This window comes from Marinobacterium sp. MBR-111, from assembly GCF_040547585.1.
In the GTDB taxonomy this organism is placed as follows: Bacteria; Pseudomonadota; Gammaproteobacteria; order Pseudomonadales; family Balneatricaceae; genus Marinobacterium; species Marinobacterium iners.
The window spans coordinates 82539-99503 of sequence record NZ_JBEPQA010000012.1; the positions used below are offsets into that span (position 1 = coordinate 82539).

The window sequence follows — 16965 nt, forward strand, 5'->3', positions numbered from 1 at the left end:
CTAAAATAGTCAGGTTTTGACAATCCTGCAGGCTTGACCATAATGGAGACAGATATGGCTACGTCTGATATTGCCACAGGAGGTTTACATGGATACATCCGCTCACACCTTCAGCGCCCTGTTTGAACAGCTCGGCCTGCCGGCAGACAATGACTCGATTGAGCAGTTTATTCGCACCCATCGGCTGTTCAGCAGCGAAATTCAGCTGCATGAGGCGTCATTTTGGAACGAAACCCAGGCCGAGTTTTTGCGTGAAGCGATCAGCAGTGATTCTGATTGGGCTGAAATAGTTGACGAACTGAACAACAGCCTGCATTAATTCCCTTTTAGATCCGCCGGGGCCGGTCAGGTGCGGCCCCTTCTCTTTTATTGTGCAAGGTAGACCCAACTCATGCTGACACTGGTTTCACCAGCCAAAACGCTTGATTATGAATCCCCTCTCGCTACCGATACCTACACCCAGCCACGCTTCACCGAGCAGTCACAACAGCTGATCGAGACACTGCGTCAGCTTTCGGTTCAGGATGTTGCCGAGCTGATGAAACTCAGTGACAAGCTGGCCAGTCTTAATGTGGCACGCTACCAGAGCTGGGAGCCCAAACATACGCCGGACAATGCCCGCCCCGCCGTATTGGCTTTCAAGGGAGATGTGTACACCGGTCTGGATGCCGAGAGCCTCAGCGAGACTGACTTCAGCTTCGCCCAGCAGCATCTGCGCATTCTGTCAGGCCTGTATGGCGTGCTGCGTCCTCTGGACCTACTGGAGCCCTACCGTCTGGAGATGGGGACTCGACTGAAAACCGCTTCTGGCGACAATCTTTACCAGTTCTGGGGTGATCGCATTACCGCCGCACTGAACGAGGAATTGAAAACGTCCGATGACGTAGTGGTCAACCTGGCGTCAAATGAATACTTCAAGGCGGTACAGCCAAAGGGGCTCAACGCCCGACTGATCACCCCAGTATTCAAGGATTTCAAGAATGGTCAATACAAGATCATCAGTTTCTATGCCAAAAAGGCACGCGGCCTGATGAGCCGTTACATCATCCAGAATCGCATCGATGCGCCTGAGGCGATCAAGGCGTTTGATCTGGAGGGGTATTATTTCAGCCCTGAACAAAGCAAGGGCGATACCTGGGTATTCCTGCGAGATGAAGTGCCCGCCAGCTGAGACGCTGCCCGCCCGCCACGGTGGCGAGCGGGCTGAGCGCTATTTGGCCGAGCTGACTTCAAACGCGCCCACCAGCTGCTGCAGCTTGGCTGCCGTTCCCTTGACCTGATCTGAGCTTAGCTGCAACTCTCCCACCGCCTGATGCATGCGTGTGGTGATCTCAGCAACTGATCGAGCATGGCCGCCGTGCTCTTGGCTGTGACGGTCGATGTGCTTGATGATATCAAACATCTGCGCCACGCTGTCATGCAGCTCCGTGTTATCCGAAGTGGACTGCTCCGCCAGCTGCAGGCTGCGATCCACGTCTTCCACACCGGCCTCCATGAAACGTACTGCGTCGACACTCTCTTTCTGAATCCGCTCGATACGGGCACTGATCTCATGCGCGGCGGTTTCAGTTCGCGCTGCGAGCGCCCTGACTTCATCGGCTACCACCGAGAATCCACGCCCATGTTCGCCTGCACGTGCCGCTTCAATGGCCGCATTGAGTGCCAGCAGATTGGTCTGGGCCGTGATATCCGTGATCAGTGCTACCATTTCGTCGATCTCAACCGTGCGCTGGTTCAGCGCCTGTACTCGCCTCGCGGAGGTCTGGACGATATCGCGAATAGCCTGCGTACCCGAGCGTACCGACTCGAACTGTTCTCGCGCCTTGGCGACAACCTCCTCCATGGCAGATTTCATGACCTCAGCCGTACCGGAGGCCTGACTGATCGCCACCAGTTGCGACTCAACCAGACTCAACATGGTCTCGGCGGCTTCATCAACCGAGGTTGCGGAATCCAGTGCAATGCGGTTGCGCGCCTGCATGGTCTGGCTGTTTTCACCCACATCATCGGCAGCCCTAATCACCTGCGCCACAATGCCATCCAGATTATCCACGAAGCTGTTGATCCAACGGGCCATATCACCGGTTTCATCCGCCACGATGTGGTCACTGCTCAGTCGCTGACTCAGGTTGCCCTGCCCTTCCGCCAGATTTCGGATCACTTCGGTCATCGCTCCCAATCGGCGCGACAGGGGACGTATTCCCACCTGCCAGAACAGCATTACCGACAGCATCACAAACACAAAATTGAGCAACATGCCCGGCAGTGCCGGCAGATTCAGCCAATATTGCAGACCGTAACTGGCGCCAAGCCCCACTGCCAGCGACCCCGACAAGCTGGTCATCATGCGCACACTGAGCGAGCGACGGCGATAGACCTCTTCCAGATCGGATTCACACATCATGCCCCACCGATCCTGCGAGCCCGGCATGCTGAAGGTCACTCCCTTACCGATCACGGGGATGTGGCGATAATCGGAATAGCCCGGGTAGGCCACAAACAGATTTCCACCCTTGCGGATCGTCTCCCGAACACCGGGGTGCAACTGACCAGTGGCGGGATCAGTGAAACGGATTTCGAATTCAGTATGACGGTTAACCTTTACGGTTCCCCAGGCGGTATGAATTCCGCTTTTGAGATTTTCACCGTGACTAAAGGTGCCATCTTCAAAGCGAGAACGCGACAGCGCCGTTCCCGCTTCGATAGTGGGATCAAACCGCGACTCCACCATGAACAGGTAGTTATCGCCGGACTCCGGAAAGATGTGGCCCGCCTCTCGCTGTATCAGGTCACCCAGCACATCGTTGGGCACACGGGCACACAGTGCGCCCACGACAACGCCATCCTGTTTAACCGGCTGATAGAACATCAATGTCACTTCGTCATGGAAGCGAGAAGAGCTGGCACCCAACTCAAGCGTCACCGGGTCGATATAGGGGCCGTGCAGAAAAGGAGCCTGCAGGCCAGCGTTGACCGCTTTTGAGTTCAGGTCCTGACAGCCTGTACGAGCCGCTGCTGTCGAACAAGTTACTCGGCCTTCCAGATCGATCAATGCCAGCTCTGAAAGATCCTGGGCCTGGCGCCGTTTGTGCTCCAGTAGCGCCCTGTCACAGTCCGGAAAAGACTCACCCACTTGCTGCGCCAGATCGGCCAGCATATCCCACTTGGCCTGGGCCCAGCCGGTGAGCAGTCTAACGCGTATTTCCGCGATGCTTTCAAAGGTTTGCTCCACCACCGGCAAAGTCCGGCGGTTGAGCCAGCAGGCACGGCGCATGGCCAACTTTCCGGTCGGCCCGAACCATGGCAGCCAGTGACGTTCAGCAGCTGACAACTGCATTGCGGTGCTTTTCAGAACGGCCATTTACAACTCTCCAGACAAAACAACAGAATGACCGGAGCAAAAAACGCGCCAAAAAAACCAGTGCAGAATGGGATCAAAGAATCACTCATGTGATCCATAAAAGTGCAGAGAGTGCCTAAAGAGGTGCAGATGCACCTTAAAGGTGCATCTGACAAACCGGTGGCACAGGGGCCATCGGCAGAAGGGCGTTACACGTTCGGCTGTTCGATACCGACAATCTTCCAGTCACTGCCGTCAGCTGTCATATCGCGATTGAGATGCCAGATTTCGCTGAACTCACTGGTCGGCTGGCCCGACTCGGCAATCCAGCCATAGAAGTGAATACTGGCAACCACATGGTCACCGTTGTCGATGAAGTTCACCAGCTCAGCCATCACCGAATCAACTTCGGTATGCTGCTGCTCAGGCAGTTTGGCACGTTCCTGCTGCAGCGCCGCGAACATCTCGTCAGACATGTAGTCACGAATCTCATCCCAGTTCTGGCTGTCCCAGGCGGTCTGTAGATTCATGAAGTGGCTGCGGGCACCCTCGACAAAGGCTCGCTCGTTGAACCACTGCGGCAGATTCAGTTCGGCCGGGGCAAAGTCGGAACCGGTACTGGCTCCTGCAGAGGCCGGCATAACCGGAGCAGCCGGCTCAGGCTGCGGTGCCTGGCGTGCCATGGCACCATCGGGCATGGCATAGGCGGGCTGCTGCCGTTGCGCCTGCGCACGCTTGCTGCTGAACAGCTTGAACAGTATGAACCCGACCCCGGCCAGCAACAGAATATCCATCAGCTGAATGCCTTCAAACGCACCGCCCATGAACAGCGCTGCCAGCAGACCACCCGCCAGCAGACCACCCATCATGCCACCCAGACCGCTGCGTGCTCCGGCGGTTTTGGTGGGCGACGTGGGAGCAGCGGCCTGCTCTTTCGCGGGGGCAGGTGCGACCCGCTTGGGTGTCGTGTAGCTTTTGCCAAAGCTTGAACCGCCGCCAAGGCGTTTGGCCTCCGCTTCCTGCGGCATCAGCATAAAGCCAAGCAGCAACGCAAAGCAGGTGGTCATCAATGTTTTCATCGAGTCTCCTCAAACAGATTTTCGTAACCGACGCAGGGATTGCGCCAGTATCGCTATATACAAGCCGGAAAAGATCAGCAGTACACCGGTAAGGTGGTACCAGCCCAGTCTTTCACCGAGAAAAACAGTTGCCAGCAGCAGGCCGAACATCGGCATCAGGTGAATGAACAACCCCGCCGTGGCCGCGCCCAGCCGTTCAACTCCGTAATTCCAGAACAGGAACGACAGGATCGACGGAAAGATCGCCATATAGATCACGGTCCAGACAAAGGGTTCCGTTAATTTGAAGGCTGTACTGCCCCCCTGCTCCCAAAGCATGAACGGAAACAATACGACGACCCCCACCAGCACGGAAAAACCAAAGAACGTAAAACCATCCAGCGCAGCCGGCTTCCAGCGCAGGCTGAGGGTATAAAGCGACCAGCTGAGCATGGCCAGGAAGATCCACAGATCACCTCGATTGAAATCGAACGCGGCCATCACTTCCAGGCTGCCGCGACTGACAAGCACCAGTACCCCGCCGAGTGACAGCGCCACGCCCAGCCATTGTCTGGGGCTGGCCGGCTCACGCAGAAACAGCGCCCCCAGTAACAGGATAACTACCGGCACTGCGGACTGCATCAACATGGCATTGGATGCCTGGGTATGCTGCACGCCGAAATATACCAGTGTATTGAAGCAGCCCACACCCAGAATGCCCTGCACCGTGAGCAACGGCAGATTGTCCCGCAGCACCTGACGCAACCGCCAGGCCCGCCCAAGCCACCAGGGGGCGATGATCAGCAGTGCCAGAGTCCAGCGCAGAAACGCCAGCGTAAACGGCTGCAGATCGAGGTGAATGGCACGGGCCAGCACGAAGTTGCCTGCCCAAAACAGGGTGGTCAGTACAAGCAGTAGATAAGGCATCAGAGGGCTTCCCGCTCCTGTCGCCGCAGTAATCGAGCCAGCAGACTGTGGGGCGGATCCTCGCCCGTGATCACGTAATACAGCACGTTGTAGTTGTTCACCGTCCACTCCATCTGGCGCAATACATTACCAAGCCCACAGCAGAGAATTTCGTCTCCCTCCTTCAGCTCGGTCAGCTCACCCGGGAGTATACGGACTCCATCAGCGTTACGCAGCAGCAGCGCAAAACAGGGCAGCAGCTTGTCCCGTTGCCGTGGGTTGCGGTACAACACCCGCAGCGGAACACTGTGTCCCTGCTGCAGCATATTGACGACAGCCGGCGACTCCTCAGAATCAATCCGGACTGACCAGCTGTCGAGCTCATCATCTCCCACTGTGTTGCTCATGCGATTGAGCAGCTCATGTGACCAAACATTGCTTTCCTGCTGCAGATGCTGCAAAAACTCCGACAACAGCGGGGTTTTCAGCTGCGCCAGTATCCGATTGGCAATGATTCGCCCCGGCTCCATGACATAGTCACAGCGGGAGTGACGAAACACCAGCGCATTCTGATGCAGATTCTGTCGCACGACTGTGGTCAGTTTCGGATTGAGTTCACGCGCTGTCATGATAATGGAGAGGTTATCGGTATCACTGTCAGTACCGGCAATGATGCCTACGGCGCTTTCCACACCGGCTTCAATCAGAGTATGTGCCTCGGTCCCCACCCCGACCACAGCTCCCTCAAGCGGGGTAACGCTGTCATGGTCTGGGTCGATGATGGTCATATCCATTCCCTCTGCCGCAAACGCGGCTGCCAGCGCCCGGCCAAAGCGACCATAACCACAGATAATCCAGCGTCCTTCCGCATGCTTGTACGCACTGGAGAGTTTGCGGTGACGAGGATTCATCAGCCAGTCATACACCAGGTGCTTGTGCGGAGATCGTGCCGCCAATGCCAGATAGTCCGCATAGGCACGGAAAGGATCAACAATCATGTCGGTGCCGAACGAGGCCATGTTGGCGGTGGTCAGATCCGAGTTGGTACGGGTAATGACCTGGCGCTTGGGGACCAGCAGCTTACTGGCGATGGCAACGGCCAGATTCACCCTGTCGTGGTTGGTAAGCGCCAGGACCCCGACACATCTGGGGTGCTGCAGACCTGCGTGATCCAGCACATCCGGCAAGGACGCATCAGCGCAGAGTGCTGGCACCGGGGTTACAAGATTATCCAGCTCAAGAGCGTCAATTCGATCCTGATCAACATCGATAACGACTACACGTATACCTCTTTTTACCAGCCGCCTCACCAACAACCGCCCGGTCACACCATAGCCACACACCAGATAAAACGGCTCCTGCAGATCGCGCACCTGACTTCTGAAGCCGCGCAGCCGCATCAGGCGGCCGAACATGGGCTCCTGCAGTACGGCCAACATGGTACCGATGCCATACAGCCAGGTGATGACCGTTGCATAGATGGTAAAGGTGACCCACATCCGTTGTGCATCGGTGAATTCGTATGGAATCTCGCCAAAACCGATGGTCGTGCCCATATAGGACACGAAATAGAAGGCATGGAAGAAATCCATGTACCAGACATTGCCATCGGCATCCTGGCCGGGAATCAAGGTCATGCCGAAAATCGACACCGCATACACGCTGATCAGCGTGATCAACGGCGCCCGCAGTCGGCGCAGGAACAGAAACAGCAGGTTGTTCATGCGCTCAGCGCCGTACCAACGCGGTTTCAACCACCAGCAGCACCGCCGAGATCACGTTGGCCACCAGCGCCCCCGCCGCAAACGAGACCACACTGGCCATCAGTTTGGGTGTCATGCCACTGGCGGCCATCTGTTCTCCATACCCCCAGATGCCGGCGGCGATGATCAACTGCAGATCAGCAACCAGACTGGTTGCCAGCATCAAAGCACCCAGATGGGTACGATCACCGAACTTGAGGACGGTACAGATCAGACTTACTACCAAGGCAGCAAACAGCTCAAACACATCATGGTGTTTTATGTTGTCGATCTCACCCAACACAAAACCGAAGTTCAGTGTCAGCGCCAGTACAATAAAAAACGCGAAGATTACCTTTTCCCGGTTCATGGGTATTCCTTGAAAGTCAGTGTTCCAGTCGGATTGCACTTGGCACCCGTATAAACGCATCATAGCGAATGCTGCACGGGAATCGAACCAATTTACCCCCGCGCAGTCGTAGATGGCAGACATTCACCCGATCAGTTTCCAACGAGGTCACATGCAGTCACTTTTCCGTTTCCAATTCAGCAAGGCCTTGATGCTGCTGGCCATGCTGCTGTTGAGCCTGACGGTACAGGCTGAAATCATTCAGAGCACGCTCGACACTCGATCATACCGACAGTTTGAACTCGACAATGGCCTGAACGTGATTCTGGTGTCCGACCCTGATGCCGATAAGGCAGCCGTATCGATGAATGTCGGAGTGGGCTCAAATGCCAACCCATCCGACCGACCAGGGCTGGCGCATTTCCTTGAACACATGCTGTTCCTGGGTACCGAAAAGTATCCTGAAGCAGGCAGCTACCAGTCCTTCATCAGCTCCCATGGCGGCAGTCACAACGCCTTTACCGCCTACGAAAACACCAACTACTTCTTCAGCGTGGAGGCTTCGGCCCTGCCTGGTGCACTGGACCGCTTTGCCCAGTTTTTCATAGCGCCGCTGTTCAGCCCTGAATACGTGGACCGGGAACGGCATGCCGTTGAGTCTGAGTTTCAGGCCAAGCGCCGTGACGACAGCCGACGCAGTTTCGAAGCCAGCAAGCAGGTATTGAACCCGGAGCATCACTACAGCCGTTTTGCCGTCGGCAATCTGAAAACCCTGTCCAACACCAGCGACAGTGAAATCCGTGATGCACTGATCCGCTTCTATGAGCGCTATTACTCCGCCAATCTGATGACGCTTGCCGTCCTCGGCACCGAGTCACTGGATACACTGGAACAACAGGTCAGGAAAGATTTCGCGGCCGTACCCAACCGCAATGCCAAACCTTTTGTTGACACGGCACCACTGTTCGAAGCCGATCGTTTGCCGGCGCAGCTCAATATCGAAACATTGCGCGATACGCGCCAGCTCAGCCTGAGCTTCCCCATGCCGTCCTACCGTGAGTATTGGCAGCAGAAGCCTCTTTACTACCTGAGTAGCCTGATTGGATACGAAGGCAAGGGCAGCTTGCTGAGTTACCTGAAGCAGGCCGGCCTTGCCCGTGGCCTGTCGGCCTACCCCGCACTTGATCTGCCCGACAGTGCCATGCTGCGCATTCAGGTCGATCTGACCGAGCAGGGCCGGGAGCAGATCGACCATGTCACCGCGTCGATATTCAGCTTTGTCGAGCTGCTGCGCCGAGACGGCATCGACCCTGAGCTGTACCGTGAAGAGCAGCAGCTGGCCGAGGTGCAGTTCCGTTTCAGGGACAAGCTGGACCCAACTCACCTGGTGATGCAGCTGTCGCAGGCCGCCGACCGCTACCCCACCGAATACCTGCTCAAGGGCGACTATCATCTTGGCGAGTTCGATGCTGAACTGATCAGCCGCTATCTTGATCACATGACACCCGACAACCTGCTTCTCACACTGGAAGGAAAAGGTCTGGAGACCGAGCAGATCGAGCCGCTTTACAACACCGCCTACGGTATTGATACGATCCCACCCGACCGCCTCCAGCGCTGGCGTGAGCCAGCTGTACTGGATCAACTGCAGGTGCGTGGTCGCAATCCGTTTATCGCCTCCGACTTCAGCCTGATTGACAGCGCAAATCAGACAATTCCCCAGGAAGCATGGTCTGAGCCCGGCGCTCGCCTATGGTATTTGCCCGACAGCGATTTTGAGCGTCCAAGGGCAGACTTCTACTTCACTCTGCTCTCACCTGTTGCCAACCAGGGGCCTGAGCAGGCACTGCTGGCCAGCCTTTATACCCGCATGGTGGAAGATCAGCTCAACGAAACGCTGTACGACGCATCCCTTGCAGGCCTGTCCGCGAGCATCTATCCGCACCAGCGTGGCATCAGCCTGCGCCTGTCCGGTTTCAATGACAAACAGGCGCTGTTGCTCGAAAAAATTCTGCGGGCGTTGCGCCAGCCATCCCTCGAACAGGCTCGCTTTGACCGCATCAAGCGCCAGCTGCATGAACAACTCAATAACAGCCTGAAAGACAAGCCTTATAATCTGGCTTTCGATCAGCTCTATACACGATTGATGCGAAGCTGGTCCACCGAGCAGAAGTTGGCCAAACTGGAATCCCTCTCGCTGAGCGACCTGGAAAAATTCTACCCACTCCTGTTGCAGCCGGCAGAACTGAGTCTGCTTGCGCATGGCAACCTGAGCCGTGACCAGGCGATCGAAATGGCCCGCAGTGTCCGCAAACAGCTTCAGTCCAACAATTCCCCCTGGCAAGCAGTGCCTGTCGAGGTTGTACAGCTGCCTAAAAACGAGTTTCTGATCGGCAACCTTGAAACCGAACATCATGACTCCACCGCCCTGCTCTATCTTCAGGGACCCGATGAAAGTCTGAAAACACGGGCCTCGACTGCGCTGATCAACGAGATCATCAGCACACCGTTCTACACCAGTCTGCGGACGGAAAAGCAGTTCGGTTACATTGTTTCCAGCCAGTTCATGCCTCTGCGCGAGCGGGCCGGGGTAGCGCTAGTCGTTCAGTCACCCAACACGGACCCTATCCAGTTGCACGGTGAATACAAGTTATTCCTGCAACAGATGCTGGAGCAGTTGATCACCATGCCACAGGAGGAGTTGGATCGTTATCGCCAGAGCCTGCTAAGCCGGATCAACCAGCAGGACAATGACCTTCGCACACGCAGCGACCGACTCTGGCGTGAGATTGACCGGGGCAATCATGATTTTGATACCCGCGAGCAATTGAGCGAGATTACCCGCGAGCTGAGCCGGGCAGACCTGTTGCAAACTATGGAGCAGCTGCTGCAGCGACAACTGCTGATACGCAGCTTCGGCAGCTCAGTTGAGCATGAAATCAGTTCGGAAGCGATGAAGGATAGTGCCGAACGGCTGGATACACTCAAGCAGGAGCAGCTGGGTGCAACGTTGCCCTACCCCGGGTCAGGCAGCTGAATCAGCTCCACATCGGGCTCGGGCTGCGGCTCGGGCTCCGATTGTGCCGGCACCTCAATGAAGGTTCGACCTGGCCCGAGAACCTCAAGCCCGGGCTCCTCAGAGCCTGACTCCGCTTCGGTAATAACCTCCAGCTCATCATCACGCCCGCTCCACTCCGAGTCACCGCTGTGATCATCGCCCAGATAGACCCCGGGGATCGCCTTGACCTCATCGGTGCAGACCCGCTCAAACACACAGCGCTGAATCGCGGCATCCAGCCGGATCTGGTCAAATACCAGGTCTTCGCCCCGCAGTACTACCTCAACCTGAGGCGCTACCACAACCTCCTGCACCGGCGGCGGATCGGAAGGGTAAACAAGCTGTACCGGCGGCAGCGACGTCTCCCGGTTGGTGAAAGCCACCTCACGCATGCTTTCCCGGTCATAGTCTCCCCTGGCCATCCCTTCGTAGGCATCACGTCCATGAACCTGGCCGCCACTGTAACGGTCTACCCGGGTCACATCGTAGGGAAGTGGCTGCCTTTCAGCTGCTGCCGGCTGCAGGCAACCAAGTACCAGCAGCAGGCCACTAGAAATACTCGCCCGGGTAGATCGATTCGGCATAGAGTGCCAACTCCTCCAGAATGTGACGGTCCCGCTCCGACAGAGTGCCGGACTGGGCTATTTCATTCATCTCCTTGAACAGCTGAGGCAGACTGTAACAGCCGGCGTCGCCCTGCAGCAGTTTACGGCTGCGATATTCTTCCCAGCGCACCGCTTCCTCTTCGGTCAGCGTGTACTCAAAGTTACGTGCCTTGTAACGCAGCAGCATCTCTTCCAGCCGCGGGTCCTGAAACGGCAGTTGCAGCCCGGCCAGCGCGTCCGGTTCGGACTCCCGTACCTGTTCCATCAAGGCCCGGTCGTGGTCCGAGAAAAAGCCGCCGCTGTACAGCATGTGGTCAGGATCACCATCGGCCTCAGGCATGGGTGAGTTGAATATATCGGCCACCTTGGCGGCCACTCCAGTTTCATTTCGCAGCATCTGCAGGTGACGACGGCAGGTATCCCCGTCGATCTTCAGCCGTTCGGCTTCCACGGCCGTGAGCATCCCTGCCGGAGCAATAATCGGACACTTGTTGGCCAGCACCTGTTTGAGTGCCAGTTGAGGGGCATCTGCCGGCAGTTCGTCACGCCGGGTGTACATCAGCGTCTGCAGTGAGGCCACGTCAAGATCAAACAAAGGCGTTGGATCGACGCGCAGGTCCCACACCAACGTGCTGTTGCGATTGCTCGGATGCGAAGCCAGCGGTGCAACGATGGCGGCATTGCCCCACTCTGCCGGATATTTGGAGGAGATGTGCAACACCGGTTTCATCCTGGCCACATCCAGTTGAGCCTGAATCGCACGCTTGCCACGGTTTTGCAGTACATAATTGAACAGCTTGGGCTGCCGCTCCTTGACCAGTTTGGCAACCGCAATGGTGGCATACACGTCCGACAGAGCATCGTGTGCACTGCCATGGTCGATGCCGTTGGCACGGGTCAAGTCCTCCAGCCGCATACTCGGGCGGCCATCCTCGTACAGAGGCCACTCGATACCTTCCGGCCGCAGCGCGCGTGTCAGCCGTAACATGTCGATGATATCCCAGCGTGAGCAACCGTTTTGCCATTCACGAGCATAGGGGTCATAAAAATTGCGATACAGTGTGAAGCGCGTGATCTCATCATCGAAGCGAATACTGTTGTACCCCACCCCGCAGGTACCGGGGCGGGCCAACTCGGCATGAATGCGTGCGATGAACTCGGCTTCGGTCACCCCCTCTTTCAATGCGGTCTGGGGCGTCAGGCCAGTGACCAGACAGGCTCTGGGATGCGGTAGCACATCCTCGGAGGGGCGACAGTAGAGCATTACCGGCTCATCGATAATGTTGAAGTCCGCATCGGTTCGGACACCGGCAAACTGCAGCGGGCGATCCCGCGCCGGATCGATACCGGTGGTTTCGTAATCGTGCCAGAAGAAGGTTTCGGGGGTCTGCGCCGCCATTGGAGGTATATCTCGACTTTTTATAGGGGTAATGGTTAGATCAGCCTATCGATCAGATTAACATTTCAACACTCAGGGATCATCTGCATGCTGACCGACACTCAGGATCTGGACACTCAATGCCCCTGTGGCTCCGGCAAACCTTTTGCTTTCTGTTGCGAGCCTGCCATCAGTGGCCGCAAGCCCGCCGCAACCGCCGAAGCCCTGATGCGCTCACGCTATACCGCTTTTGCCATTGGTGCAGTGGACTATCTGGTGCAAACGACGGCCGCAGCCAAGCGCTCGCCACAGGATGCCGAGTTGTTGGCCGAACAGACCCAGATCACCACCTGGACCGGCCTGGAGATTGTCACCACGGAAGCGGGACAAACAAATGACGAAACAGGTCTGGTCGAGTTCAAGGCTGCGTTTGAGAGCCCAGAAGGCGGTGCCATCCTGCATGAACGCTCCCGTTTCGAGCGTGAGTCCGGGCTTTGGGTCTATCTGGATGGTGAAGTTGAACTGATCCCCAGCTGAGAACATCTGTCTAAACTTCCACCAGCTTTGGCCGATATGACTCCTGTCACCAGAGGAGTCCGGTCATGCAGATCCAAAGTCACAACCTGCAACTTGCCAGCGAGCGCAACTACAACCGCAGCGAAGAACAGCATGAGCAGCTGCGTATCGGTCGAGTCAGCCAGGACCCCGTAACCGGTGCACGCCAGGTCGACACTCTGTTCGAGGCCAGTCACATCGAGCGCCGTGAGTTGCTGACCTATTCGGCAGGCTTGGCCATGAATGCCAAAAACAGCAATAACGAGCCGGCATCACCCGTAGCAGCACTGACTCGTGGCACTCCGCTTGAATCAACGACCGAAACCGCTCCCCCAGAGGCGCCCTTCGAATTACGCCTTGAGGCCTCAGACCAGTTGAAGCTTGAGCTGATCACCCGACTGCACAAGGCGATCACCGGCAAGGACATTCGCCTGCAATTGATCGATCCTGCGTCTCTTCAGCACGCAAGCGGCGCTGAAATCAGTGCCCCCAACCAGGCAAAACCGGCAGCAGATACACCTGAAACTCCTGCAGAACCACAAGTCGGCCTTGAATACCAACGCCACAGCCGCATCCATGAGCAGGAGTCCACCCGTTTCGAGGCCAATGGACAGGTCATCACCCGCGATGGCCGTCGTATCGATATCAACCTGTCTCTGCAGATGGCGCGCTCGATTACGCAGGAAGAGCACGAAATTCTGCGCATCGGCGCTCGTCTGTCAGACCCACTGGTGATCAACTTTGACGGTGATGCGGCCCAGCTGAGCCAAACCCGGTTTGAATTTGACCTGGATCTGGACGGGCAAGCTGATCAGGTACCGACTCTGGCGGGAAACCGTGCATTTCTTGCACTCGATCAAAACTCCGACGGCGTAATAAATGATGGATCGGAGCTTTTTGGCGCTCGATCCGGCAACGGCTTTGCGGAATTGGCCCAATTTGACGAAGATGGCAACGGTTTTATTGATGCCGGTGACAGTGTCTTTTCCCGCCTTCGGCTCTGGTCACCGGGTGCAGAAGGACAGGGCTCACTGATGACACTGGCCAGCCAGAACATCGGCGCAATCTGGCTCAACGCCGCTGATACCGAGTTTTCTCTGACGTCGGGCATGACAGAAAGCCGACTTGGAGTGATCCGTTCAAGCAGCATTTTCCTATCAGAAGATGGCCGGGTTGGCACTGTTCAACACGTTGATCTGAGTATCTGAAAAAATTTGTCCTCAGATATTGTCCGTATTCAGCATCTGTCAAGGCTTTTCCTTGCACTACCCTGACCGGTAGAATAGGCGCCCGCCCGCTCATCTGCATGAAAATGGATGCCGGGACTCTTCTCCGGTAGTGGTGACTGATGTTTGCAAACCTGTTCAAGCCAAGATGGCGTCATTCAGATCCTGAAGTGCGCTTAAGTGCCGTCAGCAAACTATGTCCGGACCAGCCTGACCAAGCCAGAATCCTGTGTCAGCTGGCACTGCATGATGACAACCGCCGGGTCCGTATAGTGGCGGTTGGACGTCTGAGTGACACGGACTCTCTGCTAGACGTGCTATCGCACTCCTCCGACCCTGAAGTCCGTGAACAGGCAGGGCTGCGCGTCAGCGAATGCCTGAACGGTGAAGGCTCCGACAGCCTGAGCGAACTGCTCAGGCGACTTGACGATGCCGATACCCGTACCCAAATTATCATCAATGTCAGCAGCGAACAGTTGCAGCAAAGCGCCCTCAACTGCATAGATGACGAAGCCGTGCTGATGCAGGTGGCTCTGCATGCCCGCCTGGCTACCATGCGCCGTGAAGCGGCCGAGCGCGTAGAGCGAGCCGACCTGCTGGAAAACCTGCAGCGTCAGAGTCGTGGCCGTGACAAAACCGTACACCGCATCAGCCGCGACAAGCTGAACCGCTTGCGCGAACAGGCCCGACTTGAAACCGAACATGCCAAACGGCGCACCCAACTGCTGCAACAACTTGAACAGCTTGCCGTGGGAGCCGACCTGCAGTTTTTGCATGCCCGCTCTCAAGCGTTGTCACAGGAGTGGCACCAACTGCCGGCTGCCGATAATGACAGCAACCGTCTATTCACACAGTGGATGGAACAGATAGAGGCCCGACTTGAGGCCGCAGCAGAAGCGGAACGACAGGAGCAGGAACAGCTCAAACAGCAGGAGCTGGACCGGCACGCGTCGCATGAGCTGCTGACAGAACTGGAAGCATTGGTTGCCGGCGATGTAATTGAGGCAGAGGCCCTGCAGAGCCTGCAGCATCAATGGGATGAATTGAACAGCCGTTACGAACCCGCCAGCGAGCAGCGTCAGCAGTGGCAAAGCCTCAGCCAAAACGCCGAACACTGCATGGCGGCAACTGAACGGCTGCAGCAACAAAGCCCACATATTGAATCGCTGCTGCAACAGCAGGAAGGCAGCCCGGAACAAACACTGCGCCGAGCTCAGCGCCTGCTGCGCTCAGTCGAGTGGCCCGATTCACGCCCACTGCCAACGCTGCTTCAGTCGCTGAAGGAACTGATCACACAGCTGCAGCAGACAGTTAAACAGATAAATGCGCAATCCAGCCGGCAGGAAGATGAATTGCTCCAGCAATTGCGCTTGCTGGAGCAGCAACTTGATCAGGGCGAAATCAGTACCGCCGAGTCCACCCACAAAAGTCTTGCGCGGCATGCTGAACAGCCTTCCGGTTTGCCTGAAAGCCTGGATTCACGCTACCGCCAACTTACTGCAAGGCTCGCCGAACTTAAGGATTGGCAAGGTTTCGCAGCCAACGGCAAGAAGGAAAAACTGTGCCAGCAGATGGAATCGCTGGTCGGAGCAGAACAGCCCCCACAGACATTGGCCGACCAGATACGTGCATTGCAACAGGAGTGGAAGGAGATTGACCACACTGATCCTGTGCATTCACAAAAGCTGTGGAAACGCTTTCACGATGCTGGCGAAAAAGCTTATGCACCCTGCCAGGCGTGGTTCAGCGCTCAGCGGCAGAAGCGTGAGCACAACCTGAAGCAGCGACGCGAAATCTGTAACCAGCTCGACAGCTTCATCCACGGTATGGACTGGAGTCAGGCCGACTGGCATGCCGTCGAAGCGATCGGCCGTACCGCACGCGAGGAGTGGCGAACGTTCTCGCCGGTTGACCGGGCACCCGGCAAACCGGTACAGCAGCAGTTCAATAGCCTGCTGCGTGATCTCGATGGCCGTATTCGGGCCCACCGTCAAGCGTGTGCCGAACTGAAAGAAAGCATTATTGCTCGCGCCGCCGAACTGGCAAGCGCAGAGGATATCGAGGCCGCCGCCAGCGAGGCCAAGCAGCTACAACAGCAGTGGAAAGCAGCCGGAGCGACCTTCCGTAGCCGCGAACGCGGGTTGTGGCAGGCATTTCGTGAACAGTGCGACCTGATTTTCAGCCGACTCAAACAGGCCCGCAAGGCGCAGACTGCCAAGAAACCATCGCCTGCGCGTGAAACACTGCTGTCCGGGACACCTCTGCAAGCCTTGCAAAGGCTGGCTCAACTGGCCGAGCAGGCAGAAGAGGAACTGGCTGAAACCGCACGCTCGGAAACGCTTTCTACCTTGTTGACGGAAGCGGTTACCGGCCCTTCTCCCGGTCAGTTGTGGCGCGAGCGCATCGGCCAGCGACTGGAAGCGATCCGCCTGATCAGTGCGGGCAACCGCTCCATCGATCAGCAGTTGGCCCTGTCTGAAGCTCAGGCGCGTGAGTTGTGTATCCGACTTGAGATCATGCTCGGACAACCCACACCTGAAGAAGATGAAGTGCTGCGCATGGAATACCAGATGGAGCGGCTCGGCCAGGCACTGGCCGAACAGGATGACGAGCCATCTGAAGCGGCCCTGCAATCCCTTGAGCTGGAATGGCTGACACTGCCGTTTGCATGGCAGTTTGTTGACCTGCGCAAACGTTTTTCGGACATACTGACGCACGCATGATGATGCAGATGGGTGGCCTGTGGCC

The 16965-nt window shown here is 56.9% G+C and carries 13 protein-coding genes; 6 read left to right on the forward strand and 7 right to left on the reverse strand.

All coding sequences use genetic code 11. The annotated features are described in order from the left end of the window. Positions 1-88: 88 nt before the first annotated feature. Both ABIE61_RS10300 and yaaA read left to right on the forward strand, forming a co-directional pair. Positions 89-319 (forward strand): DUF2789 domain-containing protein, encoded by a 231-nt coding sequence (locus ABIE61_RS10300; protein WP_091827066.1) that lies wholly within the window; start codon positions 89-91, stop codon positions 317-319. A 72-nt stretch (positions 320-391) separates the two neighbouring features. After that, complete coding sequence (gene yaaA, locus ABIE61_RS10305; RefSeq protein WP_354409181.1) at positions 392-1171, forward strand: peroxide stress protein YaaA; 780 nt, start codon at positions 392-394, stop codon at positions 1169-1171. A gap of 39 nt (positions 1172-1210) precedes the next feature. Here the strand turns inward: yaaA and ABIE61_RS10310 are convergent, their stop codons facing one another. The 5 genes from ABIE61_RS10310 to ABIE61_RS10330 all read right to left on the reverse strand — a co-directional run bounded on the left by ABIE61_RS10310 (position 1211) and on the right by ABIE61_RS10330 (position 7416). Further along, positions 1211-3361, reverse strand: a complete 2151-nt coding sequence (locus ABIE61_RS10310; RefSeq protein ID WP_354409184.1) for a methyl-accepting chemotaxis protein — start codon at positions 3359-3361, stop codon at positions 1211-1213. Positions 3362-3549: 188 nt separating this feature from the next. After that, the gene (locus ABIE61_RS10315; protein ID WP_354409187.1) at positions 3550-4419 is read right to left on the reverse strand and encodes a Tim44 domain-containing protein; all 870 of its coding nucleotides are present in this window, start codon (positions 4417-4419) and stop codon (positions 3550-3552) included. Between the two features lie 9 nt (positions 4420-4428). Then, positions 4429-5325, reverse strand: a complete 897-nt coding sequence (locus ABIE61_RS10320) for a DMT family transporter (RefSeq protein ID WP_091827062.1) — start codon at positions 5323-5325, stop codon at positions 4429-4431. Continuing rightward, on the reverse strand, positions 5325-7028 hold the full coding sequence (locus tag ABIE61_RS10325) for a potassium channel family protein (RefSeq protein WP_206840776.1): 1704 nt from the start codon (positions 7026-7028) through the stop codon (positions 5325-5327). The genes ABIE61_RS10320 and ABIE61_RS10325 overlap by 1 nt, the downstream gene beginning before the upstream one ends. A 4-nt stretch (positions 7029-7032) precedes the next feature. Then, a complete protein-coding gene (locus tag ABIE61_RS10330; protein ID WP_091827060.1) occupies positions 7033-7416 on the reverse strand; it encodes a DUF6394 family protein in 384 nt (127 codons plus the stop codon). A 151-nt stretch (positions 7417-7567) separates the two neighbouring features. On the opposite strand from ABIE61_RS10330, the gene ABIE61_RS10335 reads away from it, so the two are divergent. Continuing rightward, entirely contained in the window at positions 7568-10432 is a 2865-nt protein-coding gene (locus ABIE61_RS10335) for an insulinase family protein (RefSeq protein WP_354409192.1), read from the forward strand. Here ABIE61_RS10335 and ABIE61_RS10340 read toward each other — a convergent pair. Beyond that, on the reverse strand, positions 10411-11037 hold the full coding sequence (locus ABIE61_RS10340; protein WP_354409195.1) for a hypothetical protein: 627 nt from the start codon (positions 11035-11037) through the stop codon (positions 10411-10413). The genes ABIE61_RS10335 and ABIE61_RS10340 overlap by 22 nt on opposite strands. Further along, positions 11003-12457, reverse strand: coding sequence for an exodeoxyribonuclease I (gene sbcB, locus ABIE61_RS10345; RefSeq protein ID WP_354409198.1), 1455 nt, complete (start codon positions 12455-12457; stop codon positions 11003-11005). Before sbcB ends, ABIE61_RS10340 begins: the two co-directional genes overlap by 35 nt. A gap of 87 nt (positions 12458-12544) precedes the next feature. Here sbcB and ABIE61_RS10350 point away from each other — a divergent pair, with 87 nt between their 5' ends. From ABIE61_RS10350 to ABIE61_RS10360, 3 genes are all read left to right on the forward strand, one after another. Next, positions 12545-12973 carry a YchJ family protein gene (locus ABIE61_RS10350; RefSeq protein ID WP_354409201.1) on the forward strand — a complete coding sequence of 143 codons (429 nt, stop codon included), beginning with the start codon at positions 12545-12547 and terminating at the stop codon, positions 12971-12973. Between the two features lie 65 nt (positions 12974-13038). Beyond that, a complete protein-coding gene (locus ABIE61_RS10355) occupies positions 13039-14199 on the forward strand; it encodes an SPM autocatalytic domain-containing protein (protein WP_354409203.1) in 1161 nt (386 codons plus the stop codon). Between the two features lie 140 nt (positions 14200-14339). Further along, entirely contained in the window at positions 14340-16940 is a 2601-nt protein-coding gene (locus tag ABIE61_RS10360; RefSeq protein WP_354409206.1) for a DUF349 domain-containing protein, read from the forward strand. Positions 16941-16965: the final 25 nt, after the last annotated feature.